The 24617-nt window shown below is 45.7% G+C and carries 27 protein-coding genes and 1 riboswitch; of the genes, 18 read left to right on the top strand and 9 right to left on the bottom strand.

What is annotated here, in order from left to right:
• The first annotated feature begins 251 nt into the window (after positions 1–251).
• Positions 252–1259 carry a fimbrial protein gene (locus tag TW81_RS12235; RefSeq protein WP_045955989.1) on the top strand — a complete coding sequence of 336 codons (1008 nt, stop codon included), beginning with the start codon at positions 252–254 and terminating at the stop codon, positions 1257–1259.
• A gap of 164 nt (positions 1260–1423) precedes the next feature.
• Here TW81_RS12235 and TW81_RS12230 read toward each other — a convergent pair whose 3' ends face one another.
• Positions 1424–1759, bottom strand: coding sequence for a YgiW/YdeI family stress tolerance OB fold protein (locus tag TW81_RS12230; protein WP_045955988.1), 336 nt, complete (start codon positions 1757–1759; stop codon positions 1424–1426).
• Positions 1760–1985: 226 nt separating this feature from the next.
• Here TW81_RS12230 and TW81_RS12225 point away from each other — a divergent pair, with 226 nt between their 5' ends.
• Both TW81_RS12225 and TW81_RS12220 read left to right on the top strand, forming a co-directional pair.
• Complete coding sequence (locus tag TW81_RS12225) at positions 1986–2525, top strand: fimbrial protein (protein ID WP_084715882.1); 540 nt, start codon at positions 1986–1988, stop codon at positions 2523–2525.
• Between the two features lie 410 nt (positions 2526–2935).
• Positions 2936–3349, top strand: a complete 414-nt coding sequence (locus tag TW81_RS12220) for a VF530 family protein (RefSeq protein ID WP_045955987.1) — start codon at positions 2936–2938, stop codon at positions 3347–3349.
• Positions 3350–3409: 60 nt separating this feature from the next.
• Here the strand turns inward: TW81_RS12220 and TW81_RS19685 are convergent, their stop codons facing one another.
• Positions 3410–3514 carry a M24 family metallopeptidase C-terminal domain-containing protein gene (locus TW81_RS19685; RefSeq protein ID WP_420835063.1) on the bottom strand — a complete coding sequence of 35 codons (105 nt, stop codon included), beginning with the start codon at positions 3512–3514 and terminating at the stop codon, positions 3410–3412.
• A 257-nt stretch (positions 3515–3771) separates the two neighbouring features.
• Between TW81_RS19685 and TW81_RS12215 the strand changes: the two genes are divergently transcribed.
• The 3 genes from TW81_RS12215 to TW81_RS12205 are packed head-to-tail and all read left to right on the top strand — an operon-like array spanning position 3772 to position 7311.
• Positions 3772–4281 (top strand): hypothetical protein, encoded by a 510-nt coding sequence (locus tag TW81_RS12215; RefSeq protein ID WP_204244001.1) that lies wholly within the window; start codon positions 3772–3774, stop codon positions 4279–4281.
• Positions 4282–4293: 12 nt separating this feature from the next.
• Positions 4294–5766 (top strand): GGDEF domain-containing protein, encoded by a 1473-nt coding sequence (locus tag TW81_RS12210; RefSeq protein WP_239424348.1) that lies wholly within the window; start codon positions 4294–4296, stop codon positions 5764–5766.
• A 57-nt stretch (positions 5767–5823) separates the two neighbouring features.
• The gene (locus TW81_RS12205) at positions 5824–7311 is read left to right on the top strand and encodes a nucleoside hydrolase (protein ID WP_045955984.1); all 1488 of its coding nucleotides are present in this window, start codon (positions 5824–5826) and stop codon (positions 7309–7311) included.
• Between the two features lie 147 nt (positions 7312–7458).
• Here TW81_RS12205 and TW81_RS12200 read toward each other — a convergent pair whose 3' ends face one another.
• Positions 7459–8346, bottom strand: a complete 888-nt coding sequence (locus TW81_RS12200) for a helix-turn-helix domain-containing protein (protein WP_045955983.1) — start codon at positions 8344–8346, stop codon at positions 7459–7461.
• A gap of 176 nt (positions 8347–8522) precedes the next feature.
• On the opposite strand from TW81_RS12200, the gene TW81_RS12195 reads away from it, so the two are divergent.
• The gene (locus tag TW81_RS12195) at positions 8523–9719 is read left to right on the top strand and encodes a sugar efflux transporter (protein WP_045955982.1); all 1197 of its coding nucleotides are present in this window, start codon (positions 8523–8525) and stop codon (positions 9717–9719) included.
• A gap of 55 nt (positions 9720–9774) precedes the next feature.
• On the opposite strand, the gene ribB is transcribed toward TW81_RS12195, so the two are convergent.
• The 4 genes from ribB to TW81_RS12175 form a co-directional block, all read right to left on the bottom strand.
• On the bottom strand, positions 9775–10431 hold the full coding sequence (gene ribB, locus TW81_RS12190; RefSeq protein ID WP_045955981.1) for a 3,4-dihydroxy-2-butanone-4-phosphate synthase: 657 nt from the start codon (positions 10429–10431) through the stop codon (positions 9775–9777).
• A 120-nt stretch (positions 10432–10551) separates the two neighbouring features.
• A riboswitch (FMN riboswitch) is annotated at positions 10552–10696 on the bottom strand.
• A 222-nt stretch (positions 10697–10918) separates the two neighbouring features.
• A complete protein-coding gene (locus TW81_RS12185) occupies positions 10919–12304 on the bottom strand; it encodes a TRAP transporter large permease (protein ID WP_045955980.1) in 1386 nt (461 codons plus the stop codon).
• Positions 12291–12848: a TRAP transporter small permease subunit gene (locus tag TW81_RS12180; protein ID WP_045955979.1), complete on the bottom strand. Its 558-nt coding sequence runs from the start codon at positions 12846–12848 to the stop codon at positions 12291–12293. The genes TW81_RS12185 and TW81_RS12180 overlap by 14 nt, the downstream gene beginning before the upstream one ends.
• Before the next feature lie 65 nt (positions 12849–12913).
• Positions 12914–13978 (bottom strand): TRAP transporter substrate-binding protein, encoded by a 1065-nt coding sequence (locus TW81_RS12175; protein WP_045955978.1) that lies wholly within the window; start codon positions 13976–13978, stop codon positions 12914–12916.
• Between the two features lie 211 nt (positions 13979–14189).
• On the opposite strand from TW81_RS12175, the gene TW81_RS12170 reads away from it, so the two are divergent.
• The 6 genes from TW81_RS12170 (at position 14190) to TW81_RS12145 (ending at position 20887) form a co-directional block, all read left to right on the top strand.
• Positions 14190–15575, top strand: coding sequence for a cache domain-containing protein (locus tag TW81_RS12170; RefSeq protein ID WP_045955977.1), 1386 nt, complete (start codon positions 14190–14192; stop codon positions 15573–15575).
• Positions 15572–16204 carry a response regulator gene (locus tag TW81_RS12165; RefSeq protein ID WP_045955976.1) on the top strand — a complete coding sequence of 211 codons (633 nt, stop codon included), beginning with the start codon at positions 15572–15574 and terminating at the stop codon, positions 16202–16204. The genes TW81_RS12170 and TW81_RS12165 overlap by 4 nt, the downstream gene beginning before the upstream one ends.
• The gene (locus TW81_RS12160) at positions 16201–17142 is read left to right on the top strand and encodes a LysR family transcriptional regulator (protein ID WP_045955975.1); all 942 of its coding nucleotides are present in this window, start codon (positions 16201–16203) and stop codon (positions 17140–17142) included. Before TW81_RS12165 ends, TW81_RS12160 begins: the two co-directional genes overlap by 4 nt.
• 113 nt (positions 17143–17255) lie before the next feature.
• Positions 17256–18830, top strand: coding sequence for an acyl CoA:acetate/3-ketoacid CoA transferase (locus TW81_RS12155; RefSeq protein WP_045955974.1), 1575 nt, complete (start codon positions 17256–17258; stop codon positions 18828–18830).
• A gap of 103 nt (positions 18831–18933) precedes the next feature.
• Positions 18934–19668, top strand: a complete 735-nt coding sequence (locus tag TW81_RS12150) for a beta-ketoacyl-ACP reductase (protein WP_045955973.1) — start codon at positions 18934–18936, stop codon at positions 19666–19668.
• A gap of 1 nt (position 19669) precedes the next feature.
• A complete protein-coding gene (locus TW81_RS12145) occupies positions 19670–20887 on the top strand; it encodes an acetyl-CoA C-acetyltransferase (protein ID WP_045955972.1) in 1218 nt (405 codons plus the stop codon).
• Between the two features lie 73 nt (positions 20888–20960).
• Here TW81_RS12145 and TW81_RS19680 read toward each other — a convergent pair whose 3' ends face one another.
• A complete protein-coding gene (locus tag TW81_RS19680) occupies positions 20961–21161 on the bottom strand; it encodes a YHYH domain-containing protein (RefSeq protein WP_084715880.1) in 201 nt (66 codons plus the stop codon).
• Between the two features lie 224 nt (positions 21162–21385).
• Between TW81_RS19680 and TW81_RS12140 the strand changes: the two genes are divergently transcribed.
• Together TW81_RS12140 and TW81_RS12135 are read left to right on the top strand one after the other, a co-directional pair.
• The gene (locus tag TW81_RS12140) at positions 21386–21667 is read left to right on the top strand and encodes a PepSY domain-containing protein (protein ID WP_045955971.1); all 282 of its coding nucleotides are present in this window, start codon (positions 21386–21388) and stop codon (positions 21665–21667) included.
• Positions 21660–22160 carry a cytochrome b/b6 domain-containing protein gene (locus TW81_RS12135; RefSeq protein ID WP_045955970.1) on the top strand — a complete coding sequence of 167 codons (501 nt, stop codon included), beginning with the start codon at positions 21660–21662 and terminating at the stop codon, positions 22158–22160. Before TW81_RS12140 ends, TW81_RS12135 begins: the two co-directional genes overlap by 8 nt.
• Before the next feature lie 26 nt (positions 22161–22186).
• Here TW81_RS12135 and TW81_RS12130 read toward each other — a convergent pair whose 3' ends face one another.
• Entirely contained in the window at positions 22187–22747 is a 561-nt protein-coding gene (locus TW81_RS12130; protein WP_045955969.1) for a MarR family winged helix-turn-helix transcriptional regulator, read from the bottom strand.
• 121 nt (positions 22748–22868) lie between these two features.
• Between TW81_RS12130 and TW81_RS12125 the strand changes: the two genes are divergently transcribed.
• From TW81_RS12125 to TW81_RS12115, 3 genes are all read left to right on the top strand, one after another.
• Positions 22869–23621 carry a hypothetical protein gene (locus TW81_RS12125; protein WP_045955968.1) on the top strand — a complete coding sequence of 251 codons (753 nt, stop codon included), beginning with the start codon at positions 22869–22871 and terminating at the stop codon, positions 23619–23621.
• Between the two features lie 25 nt (positions 23622–23646).
• Entirely contained in the window at positions 23647–23907 is a 261-nt protein-coding gene (locus TW81_RS12120) for a DUF2024 family protein (protein ID WP_045955967.1), read from the top strand.
• 352 nt (positions 23908–24259) lie between these two features.
• Complete coding sequence (locus TW81_RS12115) at positions 24260–24616, top strand: diacylglycerol kinase (RefSeq protein ID WP_045955966.1); 357 nt, start codon at positions 24260–24262, stop codon at positions 24614–24616.
• The last annotated feature ends 1 nt before the right edge of the window (position 24617 follow it).

Below are 24617 nucleotides of genomic sequence, written 5' to 3'. Positions count from 1 at the left end.
TTCCAGTTTTCAAAGCATGATCTGTATTACATCCTTCAGCCATATTGAATTTTGGGATGGGGCTGAAATAAGAGCGGTATTGAAAAATGATGGTAGTAACTTGAGATAAGTATTTTACGAATATGAGAAAAATTGGGTCAAGATTAATTGTATCAATATTTTTGTCTTCCTGTTTGTTTTTCATTGATACAGTCGAAGCAGCCTCATGCTCTATACCAATTGGAGTGAAGTACCAAACACCAACGATACAAATGCCAGATTCATCTTATGCAGGAGAAGATCTATCCGTTGGGGATACTATCTATCAAAGTAACATTCGTAATTCAGAAATGTCGACACTAAGCTGTTCTGACTCGGTAACCATATATTATGAGTACACGGTGAGCCAAGAACCTTTAGGTCCTGCGATATATTTAAATACTAGTAATTGGGGGACGGGTCCTGTTTACCCAACTAATGTGGCGGGTGTTGGAGTTGCATTTGTTAAAAGTAATCAACTATTTTCATCTTCAGATCCAAAGCAAACCTTATTGACGATGAACAGCACTAGAGCATCCGTCGGAGTAAGTCTAAATTTTAATGTTGTGTTAATTAAAACGGGGGACATTCCTTCAGGCTCAATTGTAGAGGCGTCGTCCTTTCCAACTGTTAATTATCGAATGGTTGCTGATACTGGGTACACAGGGCCACCATTGGATATGTTTTATGTGAATTTTGCTGGTTCGGTGCAATTTACTACATCTACGTGTTACCTGCCTGACACTACTATTGAAATGGGTGAGTATCAGATTGGCAATATTTTTACGGGACCTGGTGATACAACGGCATGGCGAAATTTTAATCTTCAGTTGCAAGGTTGCCCAGTTTTTTCTGGTTATTTTGGTTATGGTCATTCACAAACAATGATTGACTCTGATACATCTACGGGCACTAACGTTACAGAGACGCAGCTCAGAATATCGATTTCACCTCATTATCCGCTTCTGGATGAATCGTTAGGGGGGATGGGTTTAATGCCAAGTGAAGGTACGGCTACAGGGCTTGGTTTACAATTGGGTTATACGGCAGGTGATACCAATGTCACATTGAGTGAACCGGCGTCAATATGGACACCAGGAAGTGTTTGGTCTATGACACCGCCTAACGATGGGAGCAGTGTAATTCTGATACCCTTAGCGGCGCGATACTACCAAGTAGATCCGTTCGTTTCACCGGGACAAGCAACGACGAGCTTAACGGTAACGATTAATTATTTATAATTGAGTGATAAATTTTCCGCTATTTATTTATGGTAAAAAAATTATCAAAAAATGAGATTTTATCTAGGTAGTAACGTAACGGGCTGTAGTACTGGCAAGGGAGTTAGCATAAAAACGATTCACCATAGGGCGAATCGCTTGTATAAGGATGTATTTTTTGTCCGTTAATTCAATTCAATATGGTTAACATCTATACTTACTGAAGCCCAGTCTTTATCTAATTCACCACTTATTTTTATCTTGCGTTCTGGTGTTATCTTCAAACCATTAAAAATCTCATGGTCAATTTCAACTTCTATTTCGCCAGTATTATCTCGAAACATATAGTGCTCCTCTCGTAGCTGTCTCGTTATAAACCCCTCGACTGCAACCCATTGGTCATCTTTCATTTTTAGAATTGAGCTGACAGTCATTACTTTAGGCACCGAACCTGGGCCTTCAAACGCAGCTGTTGCGTTAAGAGACGCCACCACACACAAAGATACTAGTAGTTTTTTCATAAAATACACTCACAATAATAACCGTCAATGGAACCGTTTTCTCTTTTAGGTTAGCTGCTTTGCTTTATACTGTGGTTAGCAACTAGGTATTTGTAGGCAGTAAAAGTGCTAATTATAAAGTTCTGCTGATTCCGCTATGAGTTCATCCTGACAATGTGTAGCGAAGTAACGGATGCCTTGGCTATATGGAAATTAGTCAAATAAAAAATGGAAGAGAGGAATTAACATGAAATTTTTAAACCACTTACCAGTGATTACGTTAGTGTGTTTAGCGACAACAAACGTCTATGCTTCTAGTGATGGCTCTATTACTTTTGTAGGAGCGTTGACAGAGCCTACTTGTAATGTATCAATCAACGGTCAAGGTACTAATGCCACAATTCGTTTGCCTAGTGTGAGCGCAAGATCATTGGCGGCGCCTGGAGAAACGGCGGGTGCCACAGCATTTAGTTTTTCGCTTACGGATTGTGTTGGTTCAATGAATACTGCATCGGCATTTTTTGAAGCAGGCTCCGCCGTAGACTTGCGGAGTGGTCGGTTAATTAATAGCGGAACTGCGAACAATGTTAGCTTACAGTTAAGAGATGGCTCAGCATTAGCGAATGTGATTAAAGTAGGCAGTGCTGAGCAAGTGGAAGCCCTGACTTATGTGGATGTATCGTCTGGTTCGGCAGATCTTACTTATGTGGTTGAGTATTATGCAGAAGAGATGACTACTCCAGGAGTAGTGAGCAGCACTGTGACGTACTCAATCCAGTATAAGTAAGTAGCGATGGCGTTAGTTTGACATCTGTAGAGAAAGTGTACTGTGGCTTTAGCTATATTAACGGTATTATGCTCATCCTAGCTAGATGACCACAGTGCGCTAAAAAACCTTATCAGCACTTGGGAGTAAGCGATACTCAGGCTCCTTGAGTAAAATAAATTGTGCACGGTAGCCAGTATTCCTGTATAAACCCACATCTAAATTGGAATGGCTTTGAAAGCCAGCTCTTTTCGAGAACATAGCGATTGGCGTTTGAGTAGTGGCGAGCAATTTACGCGTTTTAGCTAAACGAAATTGTTTCCAAAGTCAGAAAAGCTAACGTCATAGTGTTTTAGTCAAGAGTTTATCGTTAATCAACTCCAAGCTACAATTACCTTCCCCTCACCGTATCAATCCTCTAGGAACACTTTATGATGACTGATGAAGAAAGAATTGAATTACAAAAGAACAATCCGCTACACGGTCTGAAACTAGAAACGATGCTGCAGGAATTAGTGGATTTCTATGGTTGGGATATCCTTGATACCGCCATGCGCTTTAACTGTTTTCATACCAACCCTTCGGTTGCGAGCAGTGTGAAGTACCTAAAGAAAACCGAATGGGCGCGAGAAAAGGTAGAAAATTTCTATCTCTATCGTTTTAAACGTATGCCGAGAGCGTCGAGTGAAGAGTATGATCTACCGCCACGCGCGCGCACGTTTCCAAATGGTCTTAAGCCTAAAGAGCCAATGGTACTGACGGTCGAATCAATTCTTAATTCTCAAGCGAAGGCGGCTTCCGCTCACAAAGCCCGTTCATCACGTGGTGGTCGCGGTCGACGCTAACCCACAATTGTACGACCTCGCCAGATATCGACTGGGTGTCTGGCACAAAAAAGCGTGAAACTATATTGTCTCCGTTGCGCGCTTCAACCACGCTTTTTCTATGTCATCCAAGTCAGATGACAGCTTGCGCCAAAACAATTCACTGTAGCGATTAAGCCACTCAATCTTACTGGTATCTGTAGTCCGAATTTGACAAGCTCGCCTTGCTAAAAACTCTGTCTCTTGTACTCAATTTGCGTCATTTCGTTTGCACTTAATATGTATATGGTTACTATATTTGTCTGATTAATAAGCTCTGGTTTAAATGCTAGGGAAATACTTGTCATCTTTCGGCCAGAGTCTGGTTTTGATTGATATTTGACTCAAGTAAAATAAGAAATGAGTCCACTGATTCTAAGGATTAAATGGAAGTTATGTCGCGCATGTTGAATGTTTTATTAGGTTTACTTACTGCATTAAGTGTCGTAGGTAATGTGTACGCAGAGTCGGATGCCAGTTACCCCGAAGGGTGGGAAAGTTGGCCTGTAGTAAAAGAATCGATGAACCTTCCTGCGGATACTGTTCTTCCTCCAGACACCTCCTTGTTTATTCAAGAATCTGTACGTGCGTATGCATGGATAAATGAAGGGAGAGGTTCACCATTAACCATTCGTGTTAACCCTAATAAACTTGAACAGTATAAAACCCATGGGCCTTATACTGATGGCCCTACAGTGGTCGCTGTTTCCGAAGTAGAAGGCATTATTTGGGTAACTGAGCATATTGGTGGGTTGGCACTGTATGGAAGCTATGATCGTCAGGGTCAAGACATCAGTTCTCGACACCCGTCGTTAGAGCCTAGCTTCTGTGCCAGCTGTCATACCACCTACAAAGACATCTGTATTAATGGCACTTGCGCAGAACCTGTACTCGCGACTTATACGGACAAATAAGAGTAGACTCGCGTGAGCGATCGTTTATTTGGTCGGCTAACGATAAACCAGATGCTGTTTGTCTCGCATCTGGCGCTCGTGCTATCGATTATTTTTGGTATGTCGTATAGCCGCTATCAACATGATTGGTCAGTCAAAGTAGAATATCTTGCGGATATGTCAGCCAGTCATCTCACCGCATACAATACATTTTTCTCTGGTTCAGTTGCGGGCAGAAACTACGCAAACTTGCTGATGCAATCAACGCTGGACAGTTTGAAATCGATTCCGAACTTAAAGTTTGCCGAGATATCGGGTACCAGTGATTACTCAAAGCAACCAGTTAAGGTTCGATACTCGATTGAAAAGAGTAAAGGGTGGCGGCTCGACGTCACAGTGCAAGAAGCCAAGCAGCTTGCTGAAAAGCTGAGTAGCCTCACTCAGTCGCTGGCAGCCACACCAGAAAACAATACCGTTCACATTAAGAAGCTTAACCACCTGATCAATAAAGTTAAAGTGGACTTAGCGGTCGTTGAAGATAATCTTCGCTTACAGTCACTGACTATCCCTACCGTACCGAGTGAGCAGCAAAATCAGGCTTACTACCTTGATGAAAAGGCCAATTTGTTGTTTGTTAAAGTGGTACTACGCAACAAAAACGGAGGCTATTTTAGAGCGGTTGTTGACGCATCCGCACTAGGAGAGATTAAACGTGAGCTGCTCACAGCTGTACTGTTTGAGGCTATGATCGCTCTGACCATTTCGTTTTTTTTGATTTATCTGGTGACATTTTGGCTTGTTAGCCCGGTTAAAACACTTGCTGCTTCAATGAAGCAAGATATTGAAAAAATTGACCAATCTCAGATACCAGAAATAAAGAGAGCAGATGAGATTGGTGACCTAGCTCGCTCATATTCCAGCCTGATTACTAAGATAAAAAACCAATTGCGGCTTCTCCACAATCAAACAGAAACGGATCCACTTACAGGGATTGGCTCGCGGCTTAAGTATCAAAAACATGCGGCAAAAACTATTCAAGCTGCACTGACTCAGGGCCAATACACTTACCTTGTCATGTGTGATATTGATAATTTCAAACTGTTTAATGATTCTTACGGTCACACCGAAGGTGACAACGTTCTGACGGAAGTCGCCAATACGATGATTAATCAGTTGACCCCACAGGAACTGGGATGTCGTTTAGGGGGAGAGGAGTTTGTTTTTATTCTCTGTGGTAATGACATCAATCAGCTCAAACAACGAATCGAAGCTTTAAGGTTAGCGATAGAGCAGCTAAACATTGCACATCGCAATAACCCACCGCATAAAGTTGTCACCATATCGATTGGCGCAATCCCTATTCTTTCGAACAGAGAAAGTGTGACTATCGAACAGTTGGATGAGTGTCTAAAACAGGCAATCGTCAAAGCAGACGAACAGCTATACCGTGGTAAAGAATATGGCCGCAATGTCGTCATGTACAGTGAAAAACTCATGATAGATTGAAGCAACGTAAAATCATCTTAGGTGCGACAAGAGTGACATTGAATTACAGGAGAGTGTATGCAAAGTTTTAGATCTGAGGATTGTTTAGACGTGCCACAAAAACGGACGTGGATTGATACCGATATCACGATAGGCCACTACAACGGACTTGTTCCTTGTGATGTCGATGATGGCTATGCACTTGGGGTGATGTTTCGTAGTCAAGAGATCGATATCGTTGGTTTGAGTTCTACACTTGGTAATTGCGACGATATTGAAGTCACGACTAAAATTGCCACTCAGTTTACCACTCAGTTTGGTCCAACCAGCCTCACGGTTTCCAAAGGTAGCCCAGTATTTTTTTCGCAAGCAGAAGGGAAAGCGCTTCCCGATGCGGTCGAGCACTTAGCTCAAGCCTTGCAACAAGGGCCATTGACCATACTTGCGATCGGCGCATTGACGAATATTGCGCTTGTTATCAAACATTTTCCTCAACTGATTCACAATATCGAAGAAGTGGTATGCGTGGCAGGGCGGAGGAATAAAGAGCAGCATTTTGTCACGAGTAAACGCCAGCTAAGACCATTTAGAGACCTGAATTTTGAAGTCGATCAAGCCGCGTTTAACGCACTACTAAACAGTGATGTTCAGCTGACCCTGATTCCTTTTGAAGCATGCGACGATATCTGGATAGATTTCCATGAGTTAAGAGAGATGAAGAATGGCAGTTCTCTTGCCGCGTATCTAGAGAAAGAGTCACGTATTTGGGCTTTAGAGTGGGCGACTCTCTTTGGTTCTAGCCACGGTTTTATTCCTTTTGATTTGGTCGCTGCCGCTTATGTTATTAACCCTGATTGGTTTGCAGTTAAACGTTGGCATGCGCAGGTGCAGTCAGGTCCGAGTGACACAAAGAATGATCAAGTAAAAGACTATTTGGTCTGTAACGAGCAGATCGAGACAGGGAAAGAGGTCAACTACGCGGTTGAAATATCACCGAGCGCAGAACAAGAACTATTCAAGCGCCTCACCCAAAAAGACATCAGCGGCTTTGTTCTCGGTCTATCTCATGTCAACATCATTGTCGAAGATGTAGATAGTGCCGCGGACTATTATCACAACGTACTTGGCTTTGAGCGTGCGGTTGATGACCAAGGGCAGAAGATGGATTATCGCAATGTATCAATGGATGAGTTTAACCAAGATGCAGGGTTGGCTAACCAAGATGTCGAGGTCGATGTACTCTTTTTGAAACATCCCTACGCGTCGATTTATCTCGAGCTAATGCGCTATCACCGCCCGATAGGAAAATCTGAGATTCCGCCTCAACCCAAAACCTATGACCTTGGTGGGCCAAGACACATTGCGCTTGAAGTCTCGAACTGTACCGCCGTATTTAACTATTTGAAGGCGCAAGAAGGCGTTACTATGATTAACCCTTCTCATGACTATCACCCTGAGAAGTTAAACGGGTTCCCGATCTCATTTTTCTACTGGGTAGATAAGTATGGGGTGCAGTGGGAAATGGAAGAAGGACGTCGAGTTGGCATTGCACGAGGGATCATCTAGATCGTAAAAATGATGAGATCGTACCTAGGTGTGTTCGTTGTATACGCCTAATCTTATCCCTTTCCACGCGCTTCATGCATGAAGCGCTTTTTTGTTGTTGTCATCATACTTGTGAATTTAACTTACCTCGCAAACGAACAACGACGTCTATTCAAACCTTGCCCTAAATTGGGAGGGGGTCATCTGTTTTACCGAGCGAAACTGGCGATTGAAATTGGAAAGGTTTTGAAATCCGGTTCTTTCCGCAACTAATGCGATTGGCGCTTGCGTGTTGGCGAGCAATTCACACGCTTTACCGATACGAAATTGCTTCAAATGATCAGAAAAGCTCACGCCAAAATGTTTTTCGAACAAGCGGTAGGCTGAGCTCTCGCTAATGTGGAGCGCTTGGCATAAGTCTGAGATGCGAATCGCGGCGTGGAAGTGATTCTCTATGTATTGGGTTGCTCGCTCTACCTTGCGGTGCGCTTCTTTATCCCCTGTAACTTGGCTGATTCGATACGGTGTTACCGAGAGTTTTTGTGCGTCTTTATCATCCGCTAACAGAACCAGTACTTCCATTACTCGCAGTGATTGATAGTGCCTATCTAAGCTTTCTACTCCAGCAAGCAGCTTAGCGACCTTATTGGCCGTTTGTTGGCTAAACTGCATGCCAAAAGCGGATTTTTCCAGCAGTGATTTTATGTTTCGAGCTTCGGGGACCATCGCTTGCAGTTTGTCTATCCAATGCTGCTTTAGCCACACAATAATCGACCGATGTGGTTTGTCTTCACTGCTCATAAGTTTACCGCTGAGCATATGTGGCAAGCCGGGTCCGTAGAGCAATAGGGTTTTATCTTCAATTTGCCCGACCGTATCACCAGCAAGGTAGTTTCCGCTGAAAACATTATCAGGATCCAAATACAGCACCAGTTCGTATTCAGTGTGATAGTGCCATGGGCAAGAAAATTCTTCGTTTGCCACGCGGCATTGATACTCGCGCACCAACCAATCGTAGTGGGGAGTATTGAGTACATTCTCGATAAACGGTTTCATAGTTTGGTCCTTGCTTTACCGCTGTAGAGTACGTTGGATGCGTTTATCCGTCAAAATTAAATCAGTTTTTGACGGATAAGTATTAGAACTAGCTCGAATACTATCAATGAAAAGATGTGACATTGAGTAAACTAACGCCGTTTACTTCACCTTGGACGAAAAGAGAGTCGCTAATTATGTATAAAGATAAAACTGCCATCTTGTTCATTTTTACTGCCTTTGTCGCAGGATTATGTGGGGCATTTTTTTATCCTCTGTCGAGTCTATTTATCGTTGAGGAGCTAGGCGCTACGCCGATGATGTTGAGTCTGTACATGGTATTGGCCGTAATGAGTTCGGTTGCGGTATCACAGTTTTTAGCCTCTCAGTCGGATAAGAACTGGCCGCGCAAAGCAATATTGGTTACTGCACTGATTAGTTATTTCATTACTGTGGTGAGCTTTATTTTTGTTCGTGAGTATTGGGTCGGCGTAGCGATTGCAACCATGTTTGGTAGTATCAGCGGTGCCGCTTTTGGCCAACTGTTTGCGATGGGGCGTGAATATGCCGACGAGAATGTGGAAGACAGCACCACGTTTCTTTCAACCATGCGTGCGGGCATGGCGATCGCGTGGGTATTCGGTCCACCGGCTGCTTTCATCATTAAGGCAAGCTTTGGCTTTGGAACGGCTTTTGCGGTGTCTGCTCTGATAGTTAGTATCGCGATAGGGGTGATTTTACGTTATCTACCTGATTGTAAGAAATCGGTTGAGCAAACGGAGCACAACTCACGTAAACCACTCTCAGCCACCAAAGTAGGATTGATTGCGCTCTATTGTTTTGCGATGGCACTAGCTTTTGCCGCTAATAACCTCTACATCACCAGTATGCCTCTCTACCTGTCACAAGAGTTGCAAGTCGATTCAAACTGGTTAGGTTTCTTGTTTGGCGCGGGCGCACTATGTGAAATTCCAGTGATGCTGTGGGCAGGGCGTTTGTCTGATAAAGTAGGGACAATCAAGTTATTAGTGATGGGGATCGTCAGTGGCGCGCTGTTCTATGTAGTGATGCTGACCAACACAAGTTTTGTTGCCATGCTCTGCGCCCAACTGCTCAACGGATTCTTTATTGGCGTGTGTGCAACCTTAGGAATGGTGGTGCTGCAAGATATGATGCGCGATCGCTTGGGAACGGCTTCAACGCTGTTTACCAATCTACTTAATGTCAGCGCGTTGATTGCGAGTCTTTCACTAGGTGTGGTGGGGGAGTTGTATAACTATTACAGCACCTTGTATGTCTCTCTATTTGGTTCGTTAGCCGCGATAGTGTTATTGGTACTGTTTAATCTCAGATTGAGGCATACAGGTGAGACATTAAAACCAGCTAAGGCTTGATAAACAGTAAGTTAAAATCTAAAAAGCCAAGTGCACTGCACTTGGCTTTTGACGTTTAAGCAAGTTTTTGTTCAAACTGCCTACGGTACATCACCATGTCTTCGATAGTCAGTACAGGCATGTTGTGTAGTTTGCCAAATGCGACGATTTCTGGCGCTTTTGCCATGCTGCCATCAGGGTTAGTGACTTCACACAGAACGCCCGCAGGCTGCAGGCCGGCCATTTGCATTAAGTCGATTGTACCTTCGGTATGACCGCGGCGAGTTAACACTCCCCCTTTGCGCGCACGCAGTGGGAACACATGCCCAGGTCTTGCCAGATCAGAAGGTTTTGCGGTTGGGTTCGCTGCTGTCTTAATGGTTGTGACGCGATCTTGAGCTGAAACACCCGTTGTTACGCCAACTTTGGCTTCGATGGAAACAGTAAACGCAGTTTGGTTAGCGCTGTTGTTGTTTGCAACCATAGGCGCCAGTTCAAGACGATCGGCTTGCTCTTCAGGCAGACACAAACAGACGATACCACTGCATTCGCGAATCATCAGTGCCATTTGCTCCGTGGTCAGTGACTCAACGGAATAGATAATATCGCCTTCGTTTTCACGATCTTCATCGTCAAGTAGCAGTACGCCTCGACCTTGTTGCAGAGCAGAAAGTGCGTTTTCTACGCGGGTAATTGGATCGCCGAATTCGGCAAGTAAAGATGACTGATTCATGGTTAACTCCTAAATATCACCAGAATCAGGGCATACATGAGTACTGAGGTAAAGCCCCTCAGCCAAACGAAATGCACCACGACATTGTTGAACGAGTAAGCTCAACTTATGATGGTGTGTTTTCATTCTCTCTCATCCGGACTATAACCGTCGGCTCTGGGTTTTCACCAGATCTGCTGACCTCGACGTATCGAGCGCTCGCGGGCTCACCCTATTATAAGGGAATACCGCCGGTGGGGAATTTCGCCCCGCCCTGAGAATAAATTAAACGTTTGCTAATATAGCGCTGGCGATTGTATCGGTTCTGCTTGGAAAAGCAATATCGTCAAACAAAAGCTCAGATCTGGTCACACTGGCTCGTGGTCAAGTGGTGGCTTTTTCGCCTGCAGTGGACTTTAGCTACGCAAACAATTTGTTTTGCTGACTTCTTAGTGTAAAAAGCCAACTCAGATGAGCTGGCTTTGGAGTGGGTAATGACGTGCAATGATTATCCGTAGGCAACACTTGGGAACCAAAGTACTAATTGTGGCCAAACCACCAAACAGATCAGCGCAACTAACTGGATGGCAATAAAGGGAATCACACCGCGATAAATATCTTTTAACGCGACGCCTTCCGGACAGACACCTTTCAAATAGAACAGCGCAAATCCAACCGGAGGGGTTAAAAAGCTAGTTTGCAGCGCCATCGCAACCAGCATCACGAACCACACTAAGCTAGGGTTATCCACCACGCCGTGTCCATCCAGCTCAATGCCAAGGCTAGCAATCACAGGAGCGAGCAAAGGTAGCGCGATCAAAGTGATTTCAATCCAGTCAAGGAAGAAGCCGAGCAGGAACACGATCATTAGAATGAAGGCGATGATTCCATATGGACCAAAGGGTAAGCCACTTAAGAACGACTCGATTAACTCATCACCACCCAGCTCGCGTAGGACTAAAGCAAAGCATGACGCACCTAAGAAAATCATAAAGATATAGGCGGTGGTGCCATAGGATGACAGCAATACCTCTTTGAGTACCTTGAGGTTGAGCTTTTTGTTATACGCTGCGAGCAAGGTAGCACCGAGTGCGCCGATCCCTGACGCTTCGGTCGGGGTGGCGATACCGGCAAATATAGAGCCGAGGACACATAAAATCAGTACCACAGTCGGAGTGATATCCTTGAACACTTGCAAGATCAAGCGCCAATCAACCGGCTCGACATGTTCTGGTACTGGCGCTTTGTGCGGGGTCATCTTACCCACCACTAGGATGTAGATGATGTATAAACTACCCAGCAGCAGACCCGGCATGATGGCGCCCATAAACAGATCGCCAACAGATAGGCCAAGTTGATCGGCCATGATCACCAGCATGATAGACGGTGGCAGTAAGATACCGAGTGTTCCGGCTGAGGCGACAGTGCCGAGCGCAAGTGGCAGGTGATAACCTTGACGCATCATGCTTGGCAGTGACATGACGGTCAGTAGCACCACAGAAGCGCCAATAATGCCCGTTGAGGCCGCCAAGATAATACCAATTGCCATGACGGTGATCGCTAAGCCGCCATGCACTTTGCCAAACAAAGCCTGCATTGATGACATTAACTTCTCGGCAATCCCTGACTTGTCGAGCATATTACCCATGAAAATGAACATGGGTAGCGCGACCAATATCCAGTTATCCATGATTTTATAGATACGGTTCACCACCAAACCTAGGCTGGTGTAATCAAGACCAGTAAAGGTATCAAGATAGATATCGGCAAAGTAACCAATCGCCGCGAACATCACGCCAACACCACCTAATACATAGGCGACTGGAATGCCAGTAAATAACAGCAGGATAAACGAGCCGAACATGGCGATCACAATCCATTCATTTGCTTCCATGATGTGCTCCTTGTTGTGCTTCGTCATTGAGCAATGTGTCTATATCGCGCAGTATTTTGGCTACCATAGACAACAGCAGCAGGCTAAAGCTGAGTGGAATGACGCCTTTGATTAGCCAGCGATAAGGTAAACCAGACGGCGAGGCCGAGCTTTCGTTGACTCGCCAAGCCTCATAGGCGAAATCGTAAGAGTGTAAAATGACAATCACAACGAATGGGATGGCTAAAAAAAGCAAACCAAGCAGGTCGACAAAGGCCTTTTTGCGCTCAGAAAACTTATGGTAGAAAATGTCGACCCGGACATGCAGATTGGTCACTTGCGCATAGGCGGTGCCAAATATCACCGCGGTGGCGTATAGGTGCCATTGCAGCTCCTCTAACGCAATTTGGCCGTTGGAAAAGACTTTTCTCAACACGACTTGAATGATAATAACGGCAACTAACGCGAGATTGGTCCAAGCTAACGCTTTGCTCGCCAAGTTAATTGTCCGTTCAATATGGCAATACATAGGAACGGTAGGGGTAGAATACAGCACCTTGCTCATTGGTGACTCCTTACAACCTTGGCCGACGCAAATGCGTCGGCCAGTAGGTCCAATTCACAGACAAGTTATTGGGCTTTCGTTTCACGAGGTAGGAAGCCATTGGATGCCCATAGAGCATAGCCGGCACGGAAGGTACTGAGATCTTCCCATACCTTATTAAAGAATGGGTCTTCGGCTTTTTTCTCTTCCACGACTTCCATCCAAGTATTTTTGAACAGGCTCAGCATCTCTTCGTTCCAGTAGCGGATCTCGACGCCGTTCTGCTTGGCTTTTTCCATCGCTGCAAATTGCAGTGCCTCACCTTCTGCAATCGAGTAGGTCATGGTTGCCATACAGGTCGTTTCCACAGCCGACTGCTGAACTGGACTCATCTCATTCCACGTATCCTTGTTGATCAACAACTCGAATACTGTTGATTGTTGGTGCCAGCCAGGGAAGTAGTTGTATTTAGCGACTTTGTGGAAACCTAGACGTTCGTCAATCGCGGGTTGAGAAAACTCAGAGGCATCAATCGCTCCTTTCTCAAGTGCGCCAAAGATTTCACCGCCCGGTAGCTGCACAGTGCCGACACCAAGTTTTTCCATCACAGATGCGCCTAAGCCATAAAAACGCATATTGAGACCTTTTAAGTCCTCAGGCTTATCAATTGGTTTGCGGAACCAGCCCGAGGTTTCAGGCGAGATAATCGCACACGGCATCACTTTGACGTTGAATCCGCCTTCGTCATACATCTCTTGGTAAAGTTTTAAGCCGTTGCCAAAGAACAACCATGCCATGAATTCAGGCGCTTCCGGTCCAAATGGGATAGCAGAAAAAATCGCCGACGCAGGAAGCTTACCTTGCCAGTAACCAGAGATCGCATAGCCAGAGTTGACTTTACCAGTTGAAACCGCGTCGAGAATCTCGGGCGGATTGACTAGCTTACCCGGCTCATAGATTTTCATCTTGATGGTGCCACCCGAGGTTTGACTGATTTTCTCAGAGAACCACTGAATCGGCGTCCCTAGCGCAGGTAAATGGCTACCAAAAGCAATCGGCGTTTTCAGCAACACCTTTTTATCCGCCGCTAAGGCATTCGATGTTGCGCAGACGGCGATCAGTGAGGCGAGTGCTACTTTTTTGAACTTCATGGAAGTCTCCTTGTTAGGCTGTAATCCTTTTAAACACGAGAAATGTGAACATCGCAGCGTTGTGAATGTTAATGTGATGTTACATTTGAGCCTAAGTGTAGGGGTGAGATGAAATCCGCTCTATAAGGAGAATTGCGCAAATTTAGTCGGTACTAAGTGCAATTTTCGATATAAAGTTTCAGTAAAACTACGTACAAGCATGGAGAGCAAAATGGGTTTCGTTAGCAACAGAAGACTGACTATCAATATCATTTTGCTTTCGATCGTGCCCTTAATTGTGGTGGTGTCTATTGTGGCTGGAATCTTGTTTGGTCAGGCAAAACAACTGGTTAGTGAACAAGTCGAGCTTACGAGGAAAAATATTCTTGCCGCGAAAAGGCAGGAATTGGTTCAGTACGTAGAAATGGCAGTTAAAAGTATCGAACCCTACTACCTAGATGAGTCATTAGCCCCCGATCTTGCCAAGCAAATTGTTGCTGAAAAGTTGAACCAACTCACGTATGGCAGCGATGGCTACATTTTTGTCTATACCTGGGAAGGCGATGCATTGGTACTGCCATACCAGCAGGAGCGCATAGGAAAAAACTGGTGGGATGTCGAAGATGTCAAAGGTAAAAAATTACTGCAAGAGCTGATCAAGGCTGGCCGTAGTGGTGGTGGATTTGTCGATTACTTGTGGCACAAACCGTCAAAAAAAGAGCCGTTACCAAAACTCAGTTACGCAGTGTCGCTCGACAAGTGGCAATGGATGGTCGGAACGGGCGTCTATATTGACGATATCGAAAGCCAAGTGAACCACATTCAAAATGGGTTCGACCAAAACATCGGCAAAACAAGCAGCGCGCTATTTGGGGTCGTGATTATCGCAGTGTCTGTCATTGCGGCGTTGGGCGCGTCATTAAACCTCAATGTGCGCCGCTTAGCTAACCAGCAACTCAGTGTACTCAATCAGCAAATTATTGACTCGCAAGAGAACGAACGTCGCCGCGTTTCGCGAGAGTTGCATGATGGCGTCAATCAATTGTTGGTCGCGGCCAAGTACCGCTTAGATAACGTTGCGCAAGAGAAGAATGAAGCCAAGAAAGAACTTGAGCTAGATGCAAGCAAAAATGCCATGGAACATGCCATTGTTGAGTTGCGGCGCATCTCGCGGGATTTGCGGCCTCCACAGTTGGATGATCTTGGTCTGGTGGCAGGCATCGAAGCCTACATCAACGAGTTACGTGAACGAACTCAACTTGAGCTGGTGTTTGAACATGATATTGATGGTGAAGAGTTCCTACCAGAGGTGGAAACCACGCTCTACCGAGTGGTGCAAGAAGCGTTGCACAACGTTGAAAAGCACGCCAATGCGCAGGGCGTGGACGTAATTATGCAGCGCGAAGGGAGAATGCTGATTCTTACCGTCAGTGATGATGGGGTGGGCATTCCTGCCAAGCTGCTCAAATCAGGTAAGCGTCATCAAGCCATATTTGAGCACATGGGATTGCAAAATATGAGAGAACGGATTCAAGCGATCGGTGGCACATTTACCGTCACCAGTGAGCAAGGACAAGGTACGGAAGTGCGAGTGAGCTTAAACATGGAGTTTGTATGATTAGACTGATATTGGCCGATGATCATCGTTTGATGCAAGATGGGCTAAAGTCACGGCTGGAAAGGGAAGACAACTTAGATATTGTTACCTGTGTAGGGACGGGGGTCGATGCCTTAGAAAGCACGCTGTCACTCAAACCGGATGTGTTGTTATTAGACATCAATATGCCCGGTCTGAATGGCATTGAAGTGTTAGAGAAGCTTGAGAAGAAGCAGTCGAATACGGCGGTGATCATGTTATCGATGCACGACAGCCGAGATTACGTCGTTCGCTCGGTGAAAGCTGGGGCGAAAGGCTACGTACTGAAAGATGTTGGCTCAGAAGAGTTGGTAATGGCAATCAATCAGGTGGCGCAAGGCCGTTCATACCTTTGTCCTCAGGCGTCCGATCGATTGCTGGAACAGATCAATGATAAACCTGAGCCCAAAGACGATACCTTAACCAATCGTGAATCGGATGTGTTGAAGGCGATCGTTAACGGCGCTTGCAATAAAGACATCGCTGATTCATTGCACATCAGTGTGCGTACCGTTGAAACCCACAGGCTCAGAATTAAGAAGAAATTGGGCGCAACATCAACCGCCGCTTTGGTGAAACTAGCGCTGCAAAAAGGGCTGGTGAGCGTATGACCACCAACTTGCTTTCAAGCCGCCAACCGATCCTAGATAAGATTGTCTTCTTTTGCGCCGTGATTCGCTTAGGCTCATTTCGTGAGGCATCCATTCAGCAAGGGATCTCTCCCGCAGCAGGCAGCCGTTGGGTCAAAGAGCTTGAAGAAGCGATGTCGGTTGAGTTGATAAAACGCAGCACGCGCCAATTGGTGGCTACGCAAGCGGGTCAACTGCTTTACGAGCGCTTTTCGCCGTTGTTGCCAGATATTCATAGCCTATGTGAAGAGGTACAAAACCTGGCTGAGGAGCAGCGCGGTGAAATTAAGCTCTCTTCAACACCCCTGTTTGCGCGCCAATACCTGACTAAAATTGTCGCGGAATACATAGCTATGCATCCTCAGGTTAATTTTAAAATCTTTATCGAAGCGGGCGAGTTCGATCCTTTAAGTATTGATTTCGCCTTTCGAGCCAGTGCAAGTTATGTCGGTGAGCCAGAGCAAGACTCGCTACTGATACGTCGTCGTCTACTGCGTGAACCTTTGTATCTTTGCGCATCGCCGCAGTATCTTGTTGAACACGGCATGCCAACCAGTCCGAGTGAACTAGGCCAGCACCGCTGCTTATATGCGCGCACACTAGTTGGGGGCAATCGTTGGTGTTTTGAGCACAATGGCCAAACGGAAATTGCGACCATTCGAGATACGTTAGAGTGCGACAACAGTGAAATGTTACTCGACCTCGCCCTAGAACATGCGGGAATTGCTTATTTACCCCACTCGTTGGTGAGCGCGCAACTTGCATGTGGCGAGTTACAGCACATTATGCAGCAATATCAGTGTGCTAGCTTCGATATCGACGTCTACTATCGCCCACGTACGCCAATGCCGGAACGCTGCGCCGGATTTAAACAGTATCTGTATCAGCGCGTTGCAGAGATGCAAAACCGCACCATTTAAAAATTTCAAATATGAAATTCACAATCTCTTTTTGTGCAATTAACAACCTGCGCGGCACGGTCTAATCTGGAATAAATCGTTAAAGAGCTTCGAATTTAACAAGGAAGGTTGAAGTGGTCGCAGAGTTAACAGCGGAACAAGCCGCGCAGTGGATCAATGACGGAGATGCTGTGCTATTAGGTGGCTTCATTGGTAGTGTGGTTCCAGAAGCCATTGAACGTGCAATCGGCGAGCGTTTTGCCATGTGCCAACAACCAAGAGATTTGACCTTACTATTCGCCGCAGGGCAAGGTGACGGACAAGGAAGAGCGGTCAATCACCTCGCTCAGCAAGGGCTGGTAAAACGAGCCATTGGTGGTCACTGGGGCTTGGTACCCAAACTGCAACAGCTCGCGGTCGATAACCTTATTGAAGGCTACAATCTCCCTCAAGGGATTATTTCTCATCTGCTGCGTGATACCGCGGCGGGTAAATTAGGCACCATTAGCAAAGTTGGGCTTGGCACCTTTGTTGACCCACGTGTCGAAGGCGGAAAAATTAATTCTGCAACCACACAAGATTGGGTTGAAGTGATTGATCTAAAAGGCGAAGAACATCTGTTCTACCATAAGCTTCCCGTTAATGTGTCTATTTTGCGTGGCACCACAGCAGATAAGAATGGCAACATTACCATGGAAGATGAGTGTTTGATCGTTGAGAGTTTAGCGGCAGCGCAAGCGGCCAAGAACAATGGCGGCAGGGTGATTGTTCAAGTTAAGCAGGTGGTAGAGGCTGGAACGCTCGATCCCCATGCGGTGAAAGTCCCAGGTATTTTTGTTGATGCGGTTGTGGTTTGCCAAGATCCAACAGAGCACATGCAAACCTTCGCCACTATGATGAATCCAGAATTTGTCGGTGTTGCCAGTGGTGATGACATTGACGCTAGCACTAAACCAAATCAGGTGAGCAAACTGGATGCCAAAACCATCATTGCTCGCCGCGCCGCTATGGAGCTAGAAGCCAACTCAATTCTTAATTTAGGCATCGGCGCTCCTGAGTACATTGCTCAGGTGGTGCAGCAAGCAGGCATCATGGATCGTTTCACATTGACCGTTGAGCCCGGAGCCGTTGGCGGTACCCCACAAAGTGGTCTGGATTTTGGTGCGTCTCGGCTTCCTCAGGCGATCATCAGCCAAGATCAGATGTTCGATTTCTACGACGGTGGCGGGGTCGATCAAGCATTCCTTGGCCTGGCGCAATGCGATCAAAAAGGCGACATCAATGTCTCACGCTTTGGTAGCAAAATTGCTGGCTGCGGTGGCTTTATCAACATTACTCAGAACGCGAAGAAGGTCTATTTTTGTGGCACCTTTACCGCACAGGGCCTGCAATTAGAGGTCAATTCACAGGGATTGACTATTATTCAAGAAGGTCGTCAGGAGAAACTGATTGATCAGGTCGAACAGATCACTTTCTGTGCCCAGCAAGCGTTAAATAGCGATAAACCCGTTATGTATATTACCGAACGGGCGGTGTTTCGTTTGACTCAGCATGGCTTAGAGCTGACGGAAATCGCACCCGGCATTGATTTACAGCGCGATATCTTGCAACAGATGACGTTCGATCCTGTCGTCAGTTCGTCATTAAAAATTATGGATTCTGCAATCTTTGACACGCAGTTTCGACTCAAACTTAACCAAGATGAATAACAGCTCATCTTGCTTCCAGTTGAGGCAAGCGTCTTTGCTAGCTGTACGTTTGTACTCAATTGATTTACTCGTCAGTTTTTTATTTGCCCATAAGGATTAAGACATGTTTGACAACAAAATTTGTCTGGTAACAGGCGCAGCACAAGGAATAGGTCGAGCAATTGCTGAAAGGTTTGCTCAAAATGGTGCCGAAAAGGTGTATGCCTTAGACATGAACGCGGACGGGTTATCCACGGCATTTTCTGATGTGGAAAATGTTGAAACTGTCACGATTAATATTTGTGACCGCGCAGCCATTGCCGAGCTCGTTGCCACCATAGAACAGAAATATTCGCGTATTGATGTCCTAGTGAATAATGCCGGTGTAACCCGAGATGCACTGATCGACAAAATGACCGAGCAAGAGTGGGACTTTGTCATTGATGTCAATCTTAAAGGGGTCTTCAATCTGACTCAGGCCGTTGCGCCTTTGATGATGGAAAACAACTACGGCTCGATTGTGACCATGTCTTCGGTCGTCGGTACTGACGGCAACATTGGTCAAACTAACTACGCCGCAACCAAAGGCGGCGTTATCGCAATGACCAAAGGTTGGGCGAAAGAGTTCGCTCGTAAAGGTGCACAAGTTCGTGCCAATTGCGTCGCGCCGGGATTTATCGAAACGCCAATGACCGCCGATTTACCGGAAAAAGTCCTCGATTTAATGAAACAGAAAACGCCGTTAGGTCGGATGGGTACCAAAGAGGACATTACCAATGGTGTGGAGTTTTTGGCCAGTGACAAGTCGAGCTTTATTACAGGGCAAGTGTTAAAAATTGACGGCGGGTTGGTGCTATAACATGAGTGATAAAGTCTATATTGTTGCGGCTAAGCGCACCCCGATTGGGACTTTTCTGGGTTGGTTGAGTTCGCAATCGGCGGTTGAGTTGGCAAGTTTGACCATCAAAGAAGTACTCAAGCAAGCAAAGCTAGCACCTGAAACTGTTGATGAAGTGGTTGTCGGCAATGTACTGGGGGCCGGGCAAGGTCAAGGTGTTGGTCGCCAAGCTTCGGTTTACGCGGGTATTCCGGTGACAACTCCAGCTTATACACTGAATATGATCTGTGGTAGCGGAATGAAATCTTTGCTCAATGCCATCAATTCTGTACGCAGTGGCGATGCAAATATTGTCGTTGCAGCGGGAACCGAAAGTATGAGCAACGCCCCTTTTGTTGTTGATGGAAAATGTCGTCAGGGCAATAAAATGGGCGACATGGCTATGGTCGATACCATGCTAAAAGATGGCTTAACTGACGCGTTTGGCGGCTATCATATGGGGATGACAGCCGAGAACATAGCAAAGCGCTACGAAATCAACCGACAAGAGCAAGACGCATTTGCACTGCGTAGCCAATCCAGAGCCGAGCATGCGATCAAGTGTGGTCATTTTGGTGCTGAAGTCGTCCCAGTGACGGTTAAATCACGCAAGGGCGAAAGTGAAATCACCACGGACGAACACCCAAGATTTGGCACCACTATCGATACATTGGCTGGCTTGCGCCCAGCTTTTGATAAGCAAGGAAGCGTGACCGCGGGTAATGCGTCGGGATTAAATGATGGAGCGGTAGCGCTAGTTGTTGCCAGTGGCCGGGCTGTCAATCAATACGGCTTAACGCCACTAGTTGAAGTGGTTGCAACTGGGCAAGGTGGCGTTGAGCCTGAAGTCATGGGGTTAGGCCCTATCCCAGCGGTCAAACAGGCGCTGCAACGCGCACAACTTAAACTAAGCGATATTCAGCGCTTAGAGCTAAACGAAGCGTTTGCAGCTCAAGCGATAGGCGTTATGAAAGGACTGAGTGAGCAACACAATGTGCCTTATGATTGGTTTGAAGAGAGAGCTAATGTCAACGGTGGTGCTATTGCCCTTGGTCATCCGATTGGTGCGTCAGGTGGTCGAATCGTCACCTCTCTGATTTACGAGATGATCCGCTCAGACACGCAACTTGGTCTCGCTTCTTTGTGTATCGGAGGTGGGATGGGCACCGCGCTGATAGTCAAACGAACCTCCACAGAGTAAAAACTGAATCTTTATCTAGATCTAGCCAAAGCTGAGTAGTGTCATCGCATACTCAGCTTTTTTAGTATTCTATTTAAGGCGGACAGCTACCGCCACGTTGTTTTCTGGTATGGCAATGATATTCGCCGGTTTTTCTATTATGGTGGCATCCACATACATCAGTGCCTCCACTATGTGCTATTTCAACTTTAGCGAGATATGCCGGCGGTTGAGCTGAAGCGTTTCCTATCGAAAAAGTGACAAATAATAGTGTTGCGGCGAAGTGATAGCTCATTAGTTTGACTTCCTTTATGTCCTAAGATGTAAACCAGTGTAGTCGTAATGACACTTATGAAAGGTGATAAGCATCTAGTTGTGTATGAAATAGAGTTGTTTATTAGCAATGAGTTTTCGCGCGCATTCTTGTTGGGTTGTTTTTATGCCTACTGGCTTAAGGGTTTCTTAAGTTTCACTCCTTACTATCCAAGAGAAATTGGACAAAACTAGTAAGGAATTCTGATGAAAAATACACTTGCAATGCTTATCTTTGGCTCATCCGTTTTGGGATTCATTCCGATGGCCGTCGCTGACCCGACTTGTACAACTGAGCCAGAATCACAGTGGATCGACTTCGAGCAAGCCAAGTCACAAGTTGAAGATATGGGTTATGAAATTAAGGTGTTTAAACGCACTGATACAGGTTGTTATGAGTTGTATGGCTACAACCAAGATAAGCAGCGCGTTGAGATCTATTTTGACCCAACCAATTTGGCCAAAGTGAAGGAAGAGATAGATGACTAGTGTTTTCAAATGGGATTGGCTAGTACGTCTCACTCATTGGCTAGTTGCAGCCCTTTTCCTAGCTAACTACTTTGCGCTAGAAGAGGGGAGTGAATTGCACGAGTGGGCAGGTTATACAATACTTGCGGCCATTGCGGTGCGTCTGCTGTGGGGAATTGTTTGTGACTCTCCTGCACGACTTAGTCGATTTTGGCCTTCACCCAAAGCGGCTGTCGATCACATCAAACACGCGTTGCTAGAAAGGAACGATAATCACCAAGGGCACAACCCAGCAGCAGCTGTGATGATTTGGTTGCTGTGGCTGATGATAATTTTAACTGCGTCTTCCGGTTGGCTAATGGAAAGTGACTTATTTTGGGGCGAGGAGTGGCTCGAAGAGGTGCATGAAGTGTTGGCGAACGTCACTTTTATCTTGGTCACCATCCATGTGTCGGCCGTCATCGTGATGAGCAAACTCAATCGCCGAGACTACATCAAGTCCATGTTGCCTTAACGGCTCAGTGTTGGGAGCGTGAATTTTCAGCGCGTATTTTCATGCTCCCTACATATCAACTCACCGAACTTCCTATCCAATTCTAGCTCTGTCAAACGGCAGTAAAACTTTGTCTCTGATACCACTTGATGATGTCGACAAGTGTGACACACGCCAAAAGTGAGCGTCTCGTTCTGGATCTGCATCTCAGCCAGCATCTGCTTTAAAAGCGTAACGCTGTCAGGTGAGGTTTGTTCCAGTTTGGAGAGTGGGCCTAAATAGCGATCCGGAGGTGTTAGTTGTTCAATGAGATCTCTTCCTGATTCAGTGAGGCTCAGGTGTGACACCCGCTTATCTTGTACGTCTTTTTGTTTAACCAACATTCCTTTCGTTTCAAGCAATGTAATTGACTGAGACAGTGTACCTTTAGTGATACCAAGAAACTCTTTGAGCGCTGCCGGGGTATCGCTGAATTGGTTGCATCGAGATAAGTAGCTCAAGATCTCTATATGGACGGGATGTAAGCCATAGCTTGAACCAAGCTGCCTAACCTCAGCTCTCAGCAAATTGCCAATTCTATCCAGTAACTCATACACGTCTTTACTCATACTGCCACCGTGAAAAAATAATAAAAGTTTTTAGTCGAAACTATATTGACAAATCTAAGTGTGCATGTAAATTAATATTTAGTTTCGATGCGAAACTAAATATTAATGACAGGAGTTAAAAATGAAAATTAGTACTCAAAGAAAGGCCCTTGCCACAATTGCATCTATTGTTGGTTTACAAACTGGAACTGTGGCTGCTCACCAAGATGAGCATATTATTGCTAGCTCAGATAACCGTATCCCAGCAAGCTTTGATCTGATTCATAGCAAGGTCATAGAGCAACAGGACCGTTTTGTTTTTCAACTGGAAGTCCGTGATCATATCGGTAGTTTGAAACCTGATTTCACAGGGGCGTTGGCTGGGGCGCAAGTGTATAGCTACGTATGGCCGACTAGCTTAGATTCATCAGCAATAGGTTTTGATAAAGAAAAAGGCATCGTCGCCCTAGCAGTAACTGCACACCCAGATTTTGACGACACGCCGCTATACGATGAAAATGGCGATGGAAACTTAACCAATGACGGTGACCAGTGGCATTCACATTGGGTCGTACTGGTTAAAGACGAAACCTGCGCGGGTGGTCTCAAAGTACGTGACATACCTGAAAACTCATCACCGACAGTGCCAGAGACATGGCCAAAGTTACCGATTTATATTGATAGCCCCGACTTTTCTCCTGAATTTACCACAACAGAGCTTCGAGTTGAGGTGCCCAAGTCATCGCTGACAACGGATAAAAATTTTAATTTTGACTCGGTCAGCGCGGTACTGAAGGTGAACGCAAACGTTCATGCACCGCTTCTTTGTGTTACCGAGGTCCATGATATTGCATCTGGTGATTTGTCGCTGCCAGGCCGTGTCAGTACTAAATAAATTAAAGACAATCTTTGGAGATAATATGAGCTTACACGTCTACGATACCCATACCACTACCCTTGAAGGCAAAAAATTGCATTTTGACGTGTTACTTCAACAACGCGATGCACAGAAGGCAATTGATGCAGCCAAGGCGTTCTTGGCGCTGCGGCAACTAGAGGTCGAAAGTTTGAGTTCAAGTGACTGTCAATTTTGTCACACCAGCGAGCAGTTCTCAGAACTTAATGAGCAAGTCAAAAAGAACGGTTACGCAATTATTACCTTAGAAGGATTTGAACAATAACTGACGCCGTGTTTATGTTTACAACAACCCTGTATTGTGTCGTTACAGGGTCAAATAAACAGGCTAGTTTAGAAAAATACTAAATTTGCAAATCAAGTTCCCATTCGTTGCCGTGATATTAGTTAACCCATGATATGCGCGGGCTTGGTCTATCAGTTCTAATTCTCAGGGAGAATGATGACACATCGATATGGCGGAGGTTTGCTGACCTCTGCTATGATCCTGCTATTTTGACCCCTTCTGTGCCAAACCTTGTTCCGCCTTCCTTATTTGAATTTCTTATCTTAAGGGTTTCTTAAGTTTCAAACGCTAGTCTGACGCTATCTAATTTGCAACAAGACTGAGTATTGAAGTGAAACCAGGACATTCCGGCATTATTCGCGTTCTCTACGCATCAAAATATTCTCTTTATGGGCTGCGTTCCGCTTGGAACCACGAAGCCGCTTTTCGCCAAGAGGTGCTGCTAAGCATTGTTTTGGTTGCTGTCTCTTTCCTGTTACCCGTGAGCAAAGTTGAGCATCTACTGCTGATCGCTAGCTTGGCGTTGGTCGTGATCGTCGAATTACTTAACTCGGCACTTGAAGCTGTTGTCGATCGTATTGGCAGTGATTGGCATGAGCTGAGTGGCCGCGCAAAAGACATCGGATCTTCAGCGGTGTTTATCGCGCTGTGTTTAGCCGCATTTACTTGGATCTATATATTGGTGTAAG

It is taken from the genome of Vibrio galatheae, from assembly GCF_000967545.1.
In the GTDB taxonomy this organism is placed as follows: Bacteria; Pseudomonadota; Gammaproteobacteria; order Enterobacterales; family Vibrionaceae; genus Vibrio; species Vibrio galatheae.
Note: the sequence above shows the minus strand (reverse complement) of the source record. Positions and strands in the feature narration are given on the sequence as shown.

Coding starts and splice junctions, on each gene's coding strand:
- TW81_RS19680 (WP_084715880.1), bottom strand. CDS start 21,161: ATGAGCTATCACTTCGCCGCAACACTATTATTTGTCACTTTTTCGATA.
- TW81_RS12130 (WP_045955969.1), bottom strand. CDS start 22,747: ATGAGTAAAGACGTGTATGAGTTACTGGATAGAATTGGCAATTTGCTG.
- TW81_RS12175 (WP_045955978.1), bottom strand. CDS start 13,978: ATGAAGTTCAAAAAAGTAGCACTCGCCTCACTGATCGCCGTCTGCGCA.
- TW81_RS12225 (WP_084715882.1), top strand. CDS start 1,986: ATGAAATTTTTAAACCACTTACCAGTGATTACGTTAGTGTGTTTAGCG.
- TW81_RS12170 (WP_045955977.1), top strand. CDS start 14,190: ATGGGTTTCGTTAGCAACAGAAGACTGACTATCAATATCATTTTGCTT.
- TW81_RS12220 (WP_045955987.1), top strand. CDS start 2,936: ATGATGACTGATGAAGAAAGAATTGAATTACAAAAGAACAATCCGCTA.
- TW81_RS12160 (WP_045955975.1), top strand. CDS start 16,201: ATGACCACCAACTTGCTTTCAAGCCGCCAACCGATCCTAGATAAGATT.
- TW81_RS12150 (WP_045955973.1), top strand. CDS start 18,934: ATGTTTGACAACAAAATTTGTCTGGTAACAGGCGCAGCACAAGGAATA.
- TW81_RS12185 (WP_045955980.1), bottom strand. CDS start 12,304: ATGGAAGCAAATGAATGGATTGTGATCGCCATGTTCGGCTCGTTTATC.
- TW81_RS12205 (WP_045955984.1), top strand. CDS start 5,824: ATGCAAAGTTTTAGATCTGAGGATTGTTTAGACGTGCCACAAAAACGG.
- TW81_RS12195 (WP_045955982.1), top strand. CDS start 8,523: ATGTATAAAGATAAAACTGCCATCTTGTTCATTTTTACTGCCTTTGTC.
- TW81_RS12125 (WP_045955968.1), top strand. CDS start 22,869: ATGAAAATTAGTACTCAAAGAAAGGCCCTTGCCACAATTGCATCTATT.
- TW81_RS12215 (WP_204244001.1), top strand. CDS start 3,772: ATGTTGAATGTTTTATTAGGTTTACTTACTGCATTAAGTGTCGTAGGT.
- TW81_RS12180 (WP_045955979.1), bottom strand. CDS start 12,848: ATGAGCAAGGTGCTGTATTCTACCCCTACCGTTCCTATGTATTGCCAT.
- TW81_RS12235 (WP_045955989.1), top strand. CDS start 252: ATGCCAGATTCATCTTATGCAGGAGAAGATCTATCCGTTGGGGATACT.
- TW81_RS12165 (WP_045955976.1), top strand. CDS start 15,572: ATGATTAGACTGATATTGGCCGATGATCATCGTTTGATGCAAGATGGG.
- ribB (WP_045955981.1), bottom strand. CDS start 10,431: ATGAATCAGTCATCTTTACTTGCCGAATTCGGCGATCCAATTACCCGC.
- TW81_RS12145 (WP_045955972.1), top strand. CDS start 19,670: ATGAGTGATAAAGTCTATATTGTTGCGGCTAAGCGCACCCCGATTGGG.
- TW81_RS12140 (WP_045955971.1), top strand. CDS start 21,386: ATGAAAAATACACTTGCAATGCTTATCTTTGGCTCATCCGTTTTGGGA.
- TW81_RS12230 (WP_045955988.1), bottom strand. CDS start 1,759: ATGAAAAAACTACTAGTATCTTTGTGTGTGGTGGCGTCTCTTAACGCA.
- TW81_RS12135 (WP_045955970.1), top strand. CDS start 21,660: ATGACTAGTGTTTTCAAATGGGATTGGCTAGTACGTCTCACTCATTGG.
- TW81_RS12120 (WP_045955967.1), top strand. CDS start 23,647: ATGAGCTTACACGTCTACGATACCCATACCACTACCCTTGAAGGCAAA.
- TW81_RS12200 (WP_045955983.1), bottom strand. CDS start 8,346: ATGAAACCGTTTATCGAGAATGTACTCAATACTCCCCACTACGATTGG.